10 protein-coding genes are annotated in these 13,681 nt (G+C 66.1%); all 10 read left to right on the top strand.

Annotated elements, in window-relative coordinates; translation table 11 throughout:
* Positions 1–51 precede the first annotated feature (51 nt).
* Positions 52–2,328, top strand: a complete 2,277-nt coding sequence (locus tag BIWAKO_RS07795) for a glycosyltransferase (RefSeq protein WP_069878100.1) — start codon at positions 52–54, stop codon at positions 2,326–2,328.
* Positions 2,325–3,158, top strand: coding sequence for a class I SAM-dependent methyltransferase (locus BIWAKO_RS07790; RefSeq protein ID WP_069878099.1), 834 nt, complete (start codon positions 2,325–2,327; stop codon positions 3,156–3,158). The genes BIWAKO_RS07795 and BIWAKO_RS07790 overlap by 4 nt, the downstream gene beginning before the upstream one ends.
* Positions 3,155–4,408 carry a glycosyltransferase family 4 protein gene (locus BIWAKO_RS07785; RefSeq protein ID WP_069878097.1) on the top strand — a complete coding sequence of 418 codons (1,254 nt, stop codon included), beginning with the start codon at positions 3,155–3,157 and terminating at the stop codon, positions 4,406–4,408. The genes BIWAKO_RS07790 and BIWAKO_RS07785 overlap by 4 nt, the downstream gene beginning before the upstream one ends.
* Positions 4,405–5,154 carry a hypothetical protein gene (locus BIWAKO_RS07780; RefSeq protein WP_069878095.1) on the top strand — a complete coding sequence of 250 codons (750 nt, stop codon included), beginning with the start codon at positions 4,405–4,407 and terminating at the stop codon, positions 5,152–5,154. The genes BIWAKO_RS07785 and BIWAKO_RS07780 overlap by 4 nt, the downstream gene beginning before the upstream one ends.
* A gap of 4 nt (positions 5,155–5,158) precedes the next feature.
* Positions 5,159–7,342, top strand: coding sequence for a glycosyltransferase family 2 protein (locus BIWAKO_RS07775; protein WP_084651212.1), 2,184 nt, complete (start codon positions 5,159–5,161; stop codon positions 7,340–7,342).
* Between the two features lie 2 nt (positions 7,343–7,344).
* Positions 7,345–8,649, top strand: a complete 1,305-nt coding sequence (locus BIWAKO_RS07770) for a glycosyltransferase family 4 protein (RefSeq protein ID WP_244523375.1) — start codon at positions 7,345–7,347, stop codon at positions 8,647–8,649.
* A gap of 41 nt (positions 8,650–8,690) precedes the next feature.
* Entirely contained in the window at positions 8,691–9,896 is a 1,206-nt protein-coding gene (locus BIWAKO_RS07765; protein ID WP_069878092.1) for a polysaccharide pyruvyl transferase family protein, read from the top strand.
* Entirely contained in the window at positions 9,896–11,074 is a 1,179-nt protein-coding gene (locus BIWAKO_RS07760; RefSeq protein WP_069878091.1) for a glycoside hydrolase family protein, read from the top strand. The genes BIWAKO_RS07765 and BIWAKO_RS07760 overlap by 1 nt, the downstream gene beginning before the upstream one ends.
* Positions 11,071–12,480, top strand: a complete 1,410-nt coding sequence (locus BIWAKO_RS07755; RefSeq protein WP_069878089.1) for a polysaccharide pyruvyl transferase family protein — start codon at positions 11,071–11,073, stop codon at positions 12,478–12,480. The genes BIWAKO_RS07760 and BIWAKO_RS07755 overlap by 4 nt, the downstream gene beginning before the upstream one ends.
* A gap of 145 nt (positions 12,481–12,625) precedes the next feature.
* A complete protein-coding gene (locus tag BIWAKO_RS07750) occupies positions 12,626–13,672 on the top strand; it encodes a GSCFA domain-containing protein (protein WP_069878087.1) in 1,047 nt (348 codons plus the stop codon).
* Positions 13,673–13,681: the final 9 nt, after the last annotated feature.

Here is a 13,681-nt window from a genome sequence, read left to right as displayed (position 1 = left end):
GACGCCGGCCGCTCCGGCCGGCGTCGCCCCCCTTCAGTCGGAATCTGCGCCATGTTGACGATCACGCCCAGCCACTTGGCCGGCGATCAAAGCTCCAATCCCGAGTTGCTGCGGCTCGGCGGCTCGGTGTTCCTGCTGAGCTGGAGCCTCGATGGCCCGCTTGCTGATCGGCAGGTGGTTTCGCTGGCAAGCCGGGAGCGACGGGTCTCCTCAGCCTCGCTTACGCTGGGGCTTGGCGACGGGCGCACCCGGATCGTTTCGGTGTTCCGGCATACCGGCCATGACGAGATCATTGCGACCTTGTCCGGCGGCAATCTCGGTCCGGATCAGGCCGTCTCCTTCGACCCCGAATTCGTCCATGCGATGGCGGAGGCTCCCGAGATCCTGCGCGAACTGACGCCAGCCTCCAGAATTGCGCTTGCAAGCGCCCTGATCGCTACCTGGCCGACCCTGTTCAGCCTGCGCGAGACCAGTGCCTATCTCGGCTTCCTGCGCCAGTTCCTTCTCGCCTTGTCGCGCAAGCCGACACCGGTCCTGCCCGTCGCAGCCCTTCCCGAAGGCAAGGTTCTCCTCGAATCCTCGGTGCCCGCGCGCCTGGAGGCCGTCAAGGCCGCCTATTGGCTCGGCCCTGCAAGCCTGACGCGCATCGTCGCGCGTCCGCGGCTCGGCAAACCTGACCGGAGCGCGCGCCGCTCGCTGCACCTGATCCTCGATGAGCCCCAGCCGCGCGGAGCGGGGCTGCTCGTCCTGCACAGCGATGTCGGGCTGATCGTCCGCGCCCTTCCCGAACGTGCCACGGCGCCGACGCTCGGCCGCTGGTGGGCCGGGAAGGCCAGCGAGCATGACGATCTGCGCAGCTGGCTCGTCGAGCAACTGGCCGGCCAGTCCGAACAGGGCCGCCTGCTCGCGATCGAGATGCAGCGGCGACTGCCCTTGCCGGTCCAGAGCGTCCGTCGTCGCGACGACCTGCCCTCGGCGGAACTCGATCTCGCGGTCTCGACCCCTGCCGGCCTGCTGCTCGGTGGCTGGTACCGCGATTCGGACGGTCTGCTCGATCAGATCCTCATCCATCGCAGCACAGGCGCGCCGAGCCCGATCGGCGACCGGATCGCGCGATTCCCGGCCCTGATGGCCGAGCCCGGCGGCGACAACCGGGCCGTGACCGGCTTCCTCGGGCTCGTGCCCGACTATGCCGGCGGCGCTCCTGTCCTGCAGCCGCGCTGCGAGCTGAAGCTGAGATCGGGGACCACGCTTTTCCTGCGCCCGGCGCCGCAGCCCGCCGACATCGCGACCATCCGCGCCCGGGCCCTGGCCTCAATCCCGCCGCAGCACCTCACGGCTGAAATCCTGCAGCAGAGCCTCGCGCCGGTGCTTGCCGCGTGCCAGTCCGCGCTGCGCGACAGCCTGCCGGAGCCGCGGCTGCGGACAATCGGCACCCTGCCGGACCGGCCGGGTGTCTCGGTCGTGATCCCGCTCTACCGCGTCTATGACTTCCTGCGGATCCAGGTGTCGGCCTTTGCAGCCGATCCCTGGTTCGTCGAGAAGGCCGAGCTGATCTATGTGCTCGATTCCCCCGAGCATGAGGCTGAGGTCGCGCATCTGCTCGGCGGCCTGCATCTCGCCTATGGCCTGCCGATCCAGCTTGTGGTGATGGGCCGCAATGGCGGCTTCTCGGCCGCCTGCAATGCCGGGGCCGAGGCGGCGCGTGGCGATGTGCTCGCGATGGTCAATTCGGATGTGATCCCAAGCGAGGCCGGCTGGCTGCCCGCGCTGGCGCGCAAGCTCGACCGGCGCGGGCGTGTCGGCGCCGTCGGGCCCAAACTGCTCTATGACGACGGCTCGCTGCAGCATGCCGGCCTCCTCTTCAAGCGGGACCGTCACGGCGTCTGGCTCAACCATCATTACTTCAAGGGCATGCCGGGCAGCTATGGGCCCGCCAATGTCGAGCGGCTCGTACCGGGCGTCACCGGCGCCTGCATCATGTTGCCGCGTTCGCTCTTCAACGAGGTGGGTGGCTTCGACGACAGCTATGTCATCGGCGACTACGAGGATAGCGACCTCTGCCTGAAGATCCGGCAGGCCGGCTTCGGCATCAAATATGTGCCGTCCGTCGCGCTCTATCATCTCGAGCGCCAGTCGATCTCGAAGAGCCTGGACTACACCCGCGGCGTCGCCTCGCAGCACAATGCCTGGCTGCAGACGAGCCGCTGGGATGCCCAGATCGATGCGTTGATGGCCGATGAATCGGCTTTGCCACGCAAGGCGGCGCCCGCGCGCGACGCCGAAATTCTTCCCCGTACCGTCCTCAGGAGGGCAAACGCTGCATGACGGCGACCCTGGCACTGCGTCCCACCGAGCCCGGTCCGGGCGCGATCCTCAACCCTCCCGGCAAGGAATTCGACTGGCTGCTCGACCATATCCGCACCAACCGCTTCCTGCCGCATCCGCCGGCCGAGAACATCTTTGTCGGTGACGGCGACTACCGCGAGATCGGCGCGGAATTCCTGGGTCACTACGTCCGGATCGGCCGCTTGCAGCCGACGGAGCGTGTCTTCGACATCGGCTGTGGCATCGGCCGCATGGCGGTGCCGCTGACGCAGTATCTCGATCCGTCGAAGGCGAGCTACGACGGGGTCGACCCCGTGATGGACGGCATCCTCTGGTGTGCCCAGACGATCACGCCGGTCTACCCGCGCTTCCGCTTTCAGCGGCTCGACATCGCCCATCCCCTCTACAATCCGCAGGGCTCGCTGCCCGGTACCGAAGTCGCCTTCGGCTTCGCGAACCAGAGCTTCGATTTCATCACGATGGTCTCGGTGGCGACGCATCTGCCGCCGGAAGAACTGACCGTCTACCTCAAGGAAGCTTGTCGCCTGCTTGCGCCGGGAGGGCGCCTGTTCCTCACCGCCTTCGCCATTGACGGGCAGCCGACCGGACAGGAGCGCCTGAAGTTCAAGCGCTGGCGCGAGGGGCCGGGCTGGTACGCCATCGAGGAGGCACCGCTTGCTGCCGCCGGCATCGAGGAGGAATTCCTGATCGCGCAGACGCAAGCTGCCGGGCTGCTCGTCGAGAGCCTTGGACGCGGCCATTGGCGCGGCATCAACGCACCGCATTACCAGGACGTGCTGATCGCGACCAAACCGGAGCGCAGCCGATGAGCCGCCGCATCCTCGTCGTCGCGCATAACCATCCAGATCTGCATCCCGGTGGCACCGAGATTCTGGCTCATGACCTTGCCGGCGGCTATCGCGAGCAGGGCTGCGACGTGCTCTTCCTCGGCGCAACCAACGCGATCCACCGCGAGGCGCATCCCGGCACGGCATTGCAGGCTACCGGAACCGATGGCGATGTCCTGCTGTGGAGTGGCCATTTCGACCGCTTCTACCTCAGCCAGATCGATCACTACGGCACCCTGCAGGATCTCGCGGGCCTGCTCCAGGAATACCGGCCGGATGTGATCCACATCCACCATCTCGTGCTGATCGGGGCCGAGTTCCTGACGTTGGCGCGACGCCTCCTGCCGGCGGTGAAGATCGTGATGACGCTGCACGACTATTACCCGATCTGCCATAATGACGGGCTGATGGTGCGGCCGACCGACAAGGAGCGCTGCACGGCAGCTTCTCCGACACGCTGCCGGGGCTGCTTTCCCGGAATCGGCTCCGACCGCTTCCTGCTGCGCGAGCGCTTCCTGAAGACCCATCTCGCAGCGGTGGATCAGTTCGTCGCGCCGAGCCGCTTCCTGCGCCAGCGCTATGTCGACTGGGGGCTGGCGCGCGACCGCATCGACGTCATCGAGAACGCCCGCCCGGCTCGCGAGCCGGCGCCGCACCGGGCCAAGCGCGGGCCCCGTGCCAGCTTCGGCTATTTCGGCAACGTCAATCCCTGGAAGGGAGTGCTGGAGCTGGTCAAGGCAGCCTCGCTGCTCAGTGCGTCGGGCCTGCGCGGCTTCGAATTGCGCATCCATGGCGGGGCCCCGTTCCAGAGCGAGGCCTTCGTTGCGCAGTTCGAGACGGCGCTCGCGGCGTCGGACGGCATGGTCACCCATTGCGGTCCCTATCATCGCGAGGAGATGCCGGAGCTGATGGCCGAGATCGATTGGGTGGTGATGCCCTCGATCTGGTGGGAGAATGCCCCGCTCGTCATCCAGGAGGCGTTCCAGCACCGCCGCCCCGTCATCGCCAGCGGTATCGGCGGCATGGCGGAGATGGTGCGGGATGGCATCGACGGGCTGCATGTCCGGCCGGGCGATCCGGCCCAGCTTGCCCGGACCTTGCGGCGCGCGGTCGAGGAGAAGGGCCTGTGGGAGCGCCTCGTCGACGGCATCCGGCCCCAGCCGACCATCACTGAATGCACCACGGCGCATCTCGCGCTGTTCGACAGGCTCACACTCGCGGAGGCGGCATGACGGTGATGCGCGATCCCGACGGAACCGAGCGGCTGCCCAATGTCGTTCCGGCGCGCCTCAATGGCCGAGTCGATGCCCTCGACGGCAACCGCCTGCATGGCTGGATCTGGGATGAAACCCGTCCCGAGGAGCGGCTCAAGGTCCGGCTCAAGCTTGATGGGCGGGTTGCGCTGGAGGCCGTCGCAGACCAGAGCCGCATCGACCTTCGCCGCAACGGCATTGGCGACGGGCGCCATGCCTTTGCGATGGAACTCGATGACACGCTGGTCGCAGCCCGCGATCGGCTGAGCATCGTCGGCGTCTCTCCGAGCACGGATCTCGAGCTCGAGCTCAGATTACCGCCGCCGGCGGAGCTCGCAGCCGAGGCTGCGATCGCCGTGCCGCTTGCGCGCTTCTTCGATCGCGTCGAGGCGTTGATCGCGCTCAACCGGCGTGGGCAGCTCGCCCAGAAGGAACTCGTCGAGAAACTCGACGAGATGACGACGCGCATGGCGGACCGCGGCGTACAGCGCGACGAGGCAGCGGAGGCCGCGCGTGCCGACCATATTTCCCAGCGCCTGGCCGAGCTCGATGTCTTCCAGCTCCGTTTCGATGCGACGCTGCGCAGCTTCGACGAGCGCCTGGTCACGATCCGCAAGGAGGCGCAGCGCCCGATGCGGCAGGCGACCATCCTGCTCGGTTCGCTCTCCGGGCTCGCCGCATTGATGTCTTTCGTGACCCTGACCCTGATCCTGCTGGACCGGTGATGCGATGAGTGAAGTGATCGTCCCCGATCAGACCCGGATCAGCCCGGCGCCGACCGTCGCCTGGACGCCGCTCGGCGAGAACGCCATCCTGATCATGAGCACCTGCGACGCGATGCCGGGCAAGGTGCCTGTCGCCGTCGACGGCAATCCGCGCAACAAGGCCGAGACCATGGCGCTGACCTGGCGCCGGCCGCAGGCCGAGGCCCCGGCAGCCATCGGCTTCCTTTGCCTCGCACCTGCGCCCGCGACCGACCGATCCGGCTCCGGCGCCCTGCTGCTCGGTCGTCCCGGCCGGCCGCTGCGCCTCGTGCTGGCGTCGAAGCCGCTGCCGCTGCAATCCTTCCTTGCCGGCCTTGCCGAGGATTCGGGGCAGGCTTTCCCAATGGTTGTCGACGGGCTCCTGGAGATCCTGCTCGCCGGAAAACCCAATCCGCGCCGCCTGCGTGCTGCCTCGATGCTGCTCCAGTCGATCGCCAAGCCCGGCGGCTTCGTCGAGGTCATGGGGCCGATCGACGACGGCGTTTTCATTCAGGGCTGGACCTCCGATTTCTCGGCAGGCCGGACCAAGCTGCTGATCGCCCATGGCGGGCTGTCCTTCGCCGTTCTGGAGGCAGGAACCTTCGAGCGTGACGATCTTGCCGACGGCGCGCGGGGCTTCTTCGGCCTGCTCGAAGAATGCCAGATCCGCCATCCCAGCGAGATCGAGCGTCTGTTCTTCCGCGCCACGGATGGCTGGCGCGCGCTCGATGTCTATGAGCGCCATGTCCTGCTCGAACCGATCACGGTTCCCGGTCATTTGCGAGACGGGCTGCAGCGCGGCAGCGCGCCACAAGCGACGTCGGACAAGCTCCGGCGTGCCTCGCAGCGCTTCGATGGCCGCGACACGGTTGCATTGCTGGAGGCGCCGGTGCGGGCCGGCATCGACGACGCGACCATCGTGGAGGGCACCGGCACGCTGATCATCGGCTGGCTGTTCGATCCGGACCGCCATGTCAGCGCGGTGACCCTGCGCTCCGGAAGCCAGTCCTGCGTGCTCGACCGCGTCTGGACACGCGTGTCGCGTCCGGACGTCGCCGATGCCTTTGCAGGCGACCCACGCTTTGCGCATATGCTCGGCGGCCGGCGCAACAGTCACGGCTTCATCGTCTTCGCACCGAAGCTCACGCCCGAGCCCGGGCAGCCGCTCTATCTCGAGTTCGAGATCGAGGGATCCGGCCCTGCCTTCCTGCCTTTGGAGGCCGGGCGCGGCCAGCCGCGGCGCACGCTCGAGCGCGTCTTCGCGCTGCTTGATCCGAAATCCTCGACCGCAGCCTCGGTGGTCGAACGCCAGATCGCTCCCGCCTTGCAAGCCGCCGAGATCGCCCCGCCGCGCGTGATCGAGACCTTCGACATCGGCGCCTTCAAGGCCGATGCGAATCTGGGGCTGGTGATCGGCCTCGACCATCGCCAGCGCGAGCTCTCCTCGCTCTTTGCCCTGCTCGCGATCGACCCCGAGATACGCCCGGTGCCGATCGTGCTCGCGGTCCCCGGCGAGAGCTTCGACCGGGTCGGTGCCGAGGCACGCCGGCTTGCTCGCTTCTACGGCCTCGCGGTGCGGCTTGCGCTCGTCGATGGGGTCGAGGATGCCTGCGACGCGATGGAGGCCGGCGCGCGCGCCTGCCGCTTCCAGACCATCGCGTTACTCTCGGGGGCCGCGCAGATCCGCATGCCCGGTTGGCTCGGCCGGCTTGAGCGCGCGTTCAAGGCGCGCGGCGGACAATGCGTCGCGAGCCCGACGCTGCTCTTCGAAGACAACTCGATCCGCTGGGCCGGCGCCTGGATGGAAGGGGAGGGGCCGAGCCGGCGCGTCTTCAACCGCTTCGTCGGCTATCCCCTGGAGGCGATCGGCAATCTCGGCCCGATGGAAGTCGCGGCCGGCGCCACCGAATGCTGCGTGATGTCGCGCGCGGCCTTCATCGAGGCGGGCGGCTTCGCCCGCAACTACTTCACGACGGCCGAAAAGGGCCTCGATCTCTGCCTGAAGCTCAGGATGAACGGCTTCCCCTCGATCTGGGTGCCGGAGGTCGAGGTTTACGTCGTCGATGATGGCGAGATGGCGCGGCCGCATCTGGTCTCGCTTGCCCAGCTCGCCGACCGCTCCAGCTTCGACCGTCGCTGGGCGCTGGCCGTTTCGAACATGCGAGGATGATGATGCGCGTACTCGTCGTGTCCCATGGACACCCGACCCTGTCTCTCGGCGGCGCCGAAATCGCCTCCTACAACCTGCACAAGGGCCTGCAGGCAAGCGAAGGCCTCGACGCGCATTACCTCGCCCGTGTCGGCTCGCCGACGCCGCGCCATGCCGGCACGGCGCTGATGAGCCTGCGCCAGCGTGGCGGCGAGCTGCTCTACTACGCCGAGGAATACGATCACTTCCTGCTCTCGAACCGGAACACCGAGGAGATCGAGCGCGATTTCGTCCGCGTGCTGCGCGATCTGAAGCCGGATGTGGTGCATTTCCACCATTTCATCGGGCTCGGGCTCGAATGCCTGTTCGCGGTGCGGGACACGCTGCCCGACGCTCTCATCGTGGTGACCTTCCACGAATATCTCAGCATCTGCCATCACCACGGCCAGATGGTGAAGACCGGTGCCTTCAAGCTCTGCTACCGGGCTTCGCCGACCGATTGCAATGCCTGCTTCCCGGATATCGCACCCGGCCGCTTCCTGGCGCGCGAGACCTTCATCCGGGGCATGCTCAATCTCGCCGATCATTTCATCTCGCCGAGCCGCTTCCTGGCCGAGCGCTACCAGGATTGGGGCCTCTCGGCCGATCGCTTCTCGGTGATCGAGAACGGAATCGACGTTGCCGAGGTCGCGCCGCCCCGGCCCTTGCCGGACAAGGCAGCACGGCGGTCGCGCTTCGCCTATTTCGGCCAGCTCACGCCCTACAAGGGGGCCGATGTGCTGATCGACGCGGTCACCCGCATTCCGGAAGCCGTCTGGGGCGAGGATTCCATCCTGCTCGTCTATGGCGGCAATCTCGAGCGCCAGCCCGAGGCCTACAAGAAGAAGTTCGCGGAGCTCGTCGAGAATGCCGGTCGGCGGGTGCGCTTCTGCGGTGCCTTCCAGAACCATGAAATGCCGAACCTGATGCGCTCGGTCGACTGGGTGGTGATGCCGTCGGTCTGGTGGGAGAACTCGCCGATCGTGATCCAGGAGGCCTATTTCCATGGCCGCCCGATCCTTTCGAGCAATATCGGCGGCATGGCGGAAAAGATCGTCGACGAGGTCAACGGCCTGCATTTCCGCTCGGGCAGCTCGGAGGACCTGGTCGACTGCATGACCCGTGCGCTGAGCGAGCCCGATCTCTGGTCGCGCCTGCGCGCCGGGATCACCCGGCCGCTCACCCATATCGACTGCGCAGCCCAGCATATCGCGCTTTACCAGCGCCTGATCGAGCAGCGCGGCATGCCGGTTCCGGCCAGTCGCGCGGCCACGCCAATGATCGCCTGATGCCAGAAGAAGCTGACACGAAAACCAGGGGAGACAGAACCATGGCCCGCATCCTCGTCATGATCCCGTCGGGAGAGGTCTACGACCATGACAATGTGCGTTGGTACAGGCACGCGGACCTCGCGAGCCATATCAATCACTACCATAATATCGGCGACGCCTTCGTCTTCGACTCTTCGTTGAAGCTGCTGAATTTCGAGAAGCTCGACGTTCTGCCGATCGCCAATCCGGACATGGCGCTGATCGACCGGATGAATGCGGAATACGACTACGTCTTCCTGCGCGGTTCGAACTACGTCCACGCCGAGATGAAGTGGAGCCAGACGGCCGATGTGCTGCGCCGGCTCAAGATTCCGGTCATCGCCTTCGGCATTGGCGCGCAGGCTCCGGTCAGCGGCAAGCTTGAGCTCAGCGAGGACACCAAGACCGTACTCAGGCTGATGGCGGATTCGACCGCCTCGCTCGGCGTGCGCGGCACCTATTCGGCCGAGATCCTCAACGAGATCGGCATCAAGAATGTCCGGATCATCGGCTGTCCCACGGCGTTCCGCGCCAACAAGCCGGATCTCGCGATCAAGTTGCCTGCACTTGATAGCGTGAAGAAGGTCGGCATCACGCTGCGGCGCGAGGTCTCGCCGACCTATGCGCAGGACATCAAGCGCTACCTCACCTTCCACCGCGACCTCGTGAAGTCGCTGGCGGGCCGGTTCGAGGCGACGCTGATGGCGCAGGGCGAGATCGAGGAGAAGAAGCTCGCGCTGGGAACACCGGAGCAGAAGGAGGAGGCGATGGCGGCGCTGCGCCGGAACGAGTGGGCCACCTCCTGGTACCTCGATGAGGCGATGGAGGCGCTCTATCGCGGCCGGATGTTCTATTCGGACGTGGTTGCCGACTACGAGAATCTCGTGCGCAGCCTCGATCTCGTGCTTGGCTACCGGCTGCACGGCAACCTGATGGCGCTCGCCAACGGCACGCCCTCGATCTACTTCACCTATGACAGCCGCACGGTCGAGTTCGCCGAGACCTTCCAGATCCCGAGCTTCGACGTTTTCTCCGGCCAGGATTTCAGGCTGGAAGAGCATTGGGATCAGGCGCGCTTCGACCGCTTCAACACGACCTACGCCCAGGTCTACGCCGCGATGCGCGACTTCCTGGTCGAGAACAAGGTCGACACCAAGATGCGCGCACCGGCGCCCAGGGCGGCGCTCGCACCCGCCATTCCCGAGGCCGAACGAAAGGTGGCCTGATGGCGGAACGCACCATCCTTGCGGCCACGCTAGCGGCCTTGCCGCTGCTCGCCGTTCCGCACCTGTCGTTTGCGCAGGCTCCCGGCTATCGCGTCGAGATCGTTCCCGGCGCCATGGAGGAGACCGTCTACGCCTGGTCGCGCCAGCGCTGCGAGGAATGGCATATTCCAGACGCACCATTGCGGGCCTTCCGCAATCAGAATGGTGCGGTGGTCGCCTTCGCCAGCAATTACCGCAACCGCGCCATGGCCGGCCCCAGCCTCGACCGGATCGGGATTTCCTGTTCGGTTTCCTACGAGGCCAAGAGCAGTCCCGACCCGAGCGAGTTCAGTGACAAGAACTGGCTCACCGCGACATGGACCAGCGACGGTCGCGACGTCTTCGGGCTGGTTCATGCGGAGTACCATGCCGACCGCTACGGCACCGCCTGCCGTTTCAAGGACAGGATGAGCTGCTGGTACAATGTCGTGACGGCCGCGCATTCGACCGATGGCGGGCGCCATTTCAGCGCAGAGCCGCGCCAACTCGTCGCCGCGCCCGCCTTCCGCCAGGATGTCGGCCAGGGGCGCCATCGCGGGTTCTTCAACCCGTCCAACATCATCGAGCGGGACGGCGCCTGGTATGCGCTGATCGCGACCACCGGCGGCGAGGGCCAGAAGGGTGGTGTTTGCCTGTTCCGCAGCACCGACATCAAGGACGCCGCCTCATGGCGGGCCTTTGACGGTACCGACTACACGGTGCGCGCGGTCGATCCCTATCGCGAGGACCTCTCGCAGGCGAAGCCCTGCCAGCCGCTCAAGGGACTGCCGACCACGGTCGGCTCCGTCACCAAGCACGAGCCGAGCGGACTTTATCTGGCCGTGCTCCATCTCGGTCCCGACCCCAGCCAGGGGATCGCGGGCGGCCGCGTCGCCTATAGCTGGTCCGCGGATCTGCTGCGCTGGTCGCCGCTGCAGACGCTCGTCGTGCAGCCGACGATGTGGAGCAAGAACTGCGCGGACACGACCCGCTACGCCTATGGCGCGGTTGCCGACCCCGACTCCACTTCGCGCAATTTCGAAACGACCGGGGACGAGGCGTTCCTGTTCATGACCCGGATGCGGGTGAAGGACTGCAAGCTCGGTCCCGAGCGCGACCTCGTCCGCGTCAAGATCCACATCGTGAAGGACCAGCCTTGAAAATTCTGCGTGCCACAACGAACGAGATCGTCGTCTCCGTCGCGAAGCGTCCCGATGGGGCTTGGCCGGCGCTGCGCCTGCGGCTGGACGGTCAGGATTATGCGACGATCCTGCCGGGCGCGGTGATAACCGGCGACGCGGCCGTTGCCGAGCTCACCATCCCGCTGCCCAGGCTCGCCGACGGTCGGCCGCGCGAGATCGCGGTGCTTGATGCCGAGAGCGGCAAGATCGCGCCCGGCTCGGGCCTCGCCCCGATCGCGACCGAGAAAAAGCTGCGCGCACTGGTGATCTACCCGGCCGGCGAGGTCTACGAGCACGACAAGGTGCGCTGGTACCGGGCACCGATGGAGAAGCTGCTCTCCGACTATTTCAACATCGGCGACATGATCGTCTTCGACTCGACGCTCAAGCTTCTGCGCTATGCGCATCTCGAGCCGATGAAGATCATGAATCCGATGGAGGCCGATATCGAGCGCTATGCCAGCGAGTTCGACTACGTCTTCGTCCGCGGCTCGAATTTCATCCATGAAAAAATGGAGTGGTTCCGTGCCGTCGAGGTGCTGGAGAAGGTCAAGCTGCCGGTCTACGCCATCGGTGTCGGCGCGCAGGCGAGCCAGAACCGCGCCATTGAACTGCCGGACGCCTCGAAGCGGTTCTGGCAGATCGTTTCCGACCGCTGCGCCGCCATTGGCGTACGCGGCGCCTTCAGCGCCGAGACGCTGCGCCATAACGGCATTCGCAATGTCGACGTGGTCGGCTGCCCCTCGATCTTTCGGACCCGCAAGCGCGATCTCGCCATCCGGGTTCCAGACCAGCGCGAGATCCGCAAGGTCGCCTTCAGCCTCAGGCGCGAGGCGGACAAGAGCTATACCGCCGACCCGGAAGCCTATCTGCGCAACCAGAAGGCCGCGCTTCTCAAGGTCGATCGCCAGAGCGAGATGGTGATGTCTTCGCATGGCGAGCAGGAGGAGAAAGCCTTCTTCCTGCGCGACGAGAAGGCGATGGAGAAGGCCGTTGCCGAGTTCGTTCACACGGGCTGGTGGAGTGGCTCCGATGATGCGGCGATGCGCCGGATCTACGAGAAGCAGCTTTTCACCTTCTTCGATGTCGAGCGCTATGACGCATTTGCTCAGGGGCTCGATCTCGCGGTCGGCTACCGCGTCCACGGCGTGCTGCCGGCGGTGGCGCAGGGCGTGCCGGGCGTACTCGTCGCCTATGACACGCGCAGCCAGGAACTGGCCGAGACCCTGAAGATCCCTGTCGTACCGGAGTCCGCCCTCGCCGAAGGCGGGTGGCGAGCTGTCTATCAGGAAGCTCAGCTCAACACGCTCGCGAAGAGCTATGCCGCCTCCTACGACCGCATGCGTGACTTCCTCGACAGGAACGGCGCCCCCCACCGGATGTGAGGCTGACCCGTTGTCCTGAACCCTGATTATTGAAGGGCGAGGGCGAGCTTCGCCGCAGCGCGTAAGCTATGGGGGCGCCTGAACTGAACACCCTGAAAAAGGCCGGCGGCAAGGTGTCGACGGCCAGGAGCGGCAGGAGCAGACCATGAAGATCGAATACGACGCGGGCACCGCGCTCACGATCATGCGCGGCAATCCGGTGCGCGGCTGGATCTCGGGCAAGCCCGAGCGCATGGCCAAGGAGCGGCTGACGACCGGCAACTATCTCTCGGTCGAGCATAAGCCGAAGTTCCAGATCGATCCGGCCTGGCCGATTTTTACGATGGGCTCCTGCTTCGCGCGCGAGGTCGAGAACGTCCTGATGATGCGTGGGCTGTCGCTCCTGCTCGAAGGCCACGGCGTTCCCGCCGAGCATTTCGAGAGCTGGAACGAGGCGACGGGCCGCGGCGGCGGTGCGGCGCGTGGAAGTTTGAGTCGCGGCGCGCTCAACAAGTACTCGGTGCGGTCCATGACGCATGAGCTCAAGCGCGTCCTGCTCGACGAACCCTATCCGAACGAAGGGCTGATCGAGCTCGCGCCCGACCAGTGGTTCGATCCCCATGCCAGCGGCCTGAGATTGCTCGACCAGCAGACCGCCCTTGCCAATCGCAAGCGCCTGACGGCCGCGACCGCGCGGATCAGGGAGGCGCGGATCTGCTTCTTCACGCTCGGGTTGACCGAGACCTGGCTCGACTCCGAGACCGGGCTCGCCATGAACATCCATCCCGGCCCGACCTGGCTCTCGCGCATGCCCGAGCGCTTCCGTTTCGTCGATTACGGTTACGAGGCGACCCTGAACGACATGCTCGATACGATTGCGCTGATCCGCGAGCACTGCCATCCCGAGATGCGCTTCATCGTCACCGTTTCGCCCGTGCCGCTAGGAGCGACGTTCAAGGATGCCGATGTCATCGTGGCCAACAGTGCCTCGAAATCGGTGCTGCGCGCCGTCACAGAGGAACTCTACCGGCGCTTCGATTTCGTCGATTATTTCCCGAGCTACGAGATCGTCCTGAACTCGCCGCGCGCCATCGCCTTCGAGGAAGACCAGCTCCATGTCGCCCGCAACATGGTAGCAACCGTGATGGAGACCTTCGGGCGCAGCTATCTCGGTCAGACGATCGGTGCGGCTGGCAGCCCGGCCCTGGTCTGACGCAGGCTC

Origin of the sequence: Bosea sp. BIWAKO-01 (assembly GCF_001748145.1) — a bacterium.
Taxonomy (GTDB): Bacteria; Pseudomonadota; Alphaproteobacteria; order Rhizobiales; family Beijerinckiaceae; genus Allobosea.
This window is presented reverse-complemented; position numbering and strand designations above follow the sequence as displayed.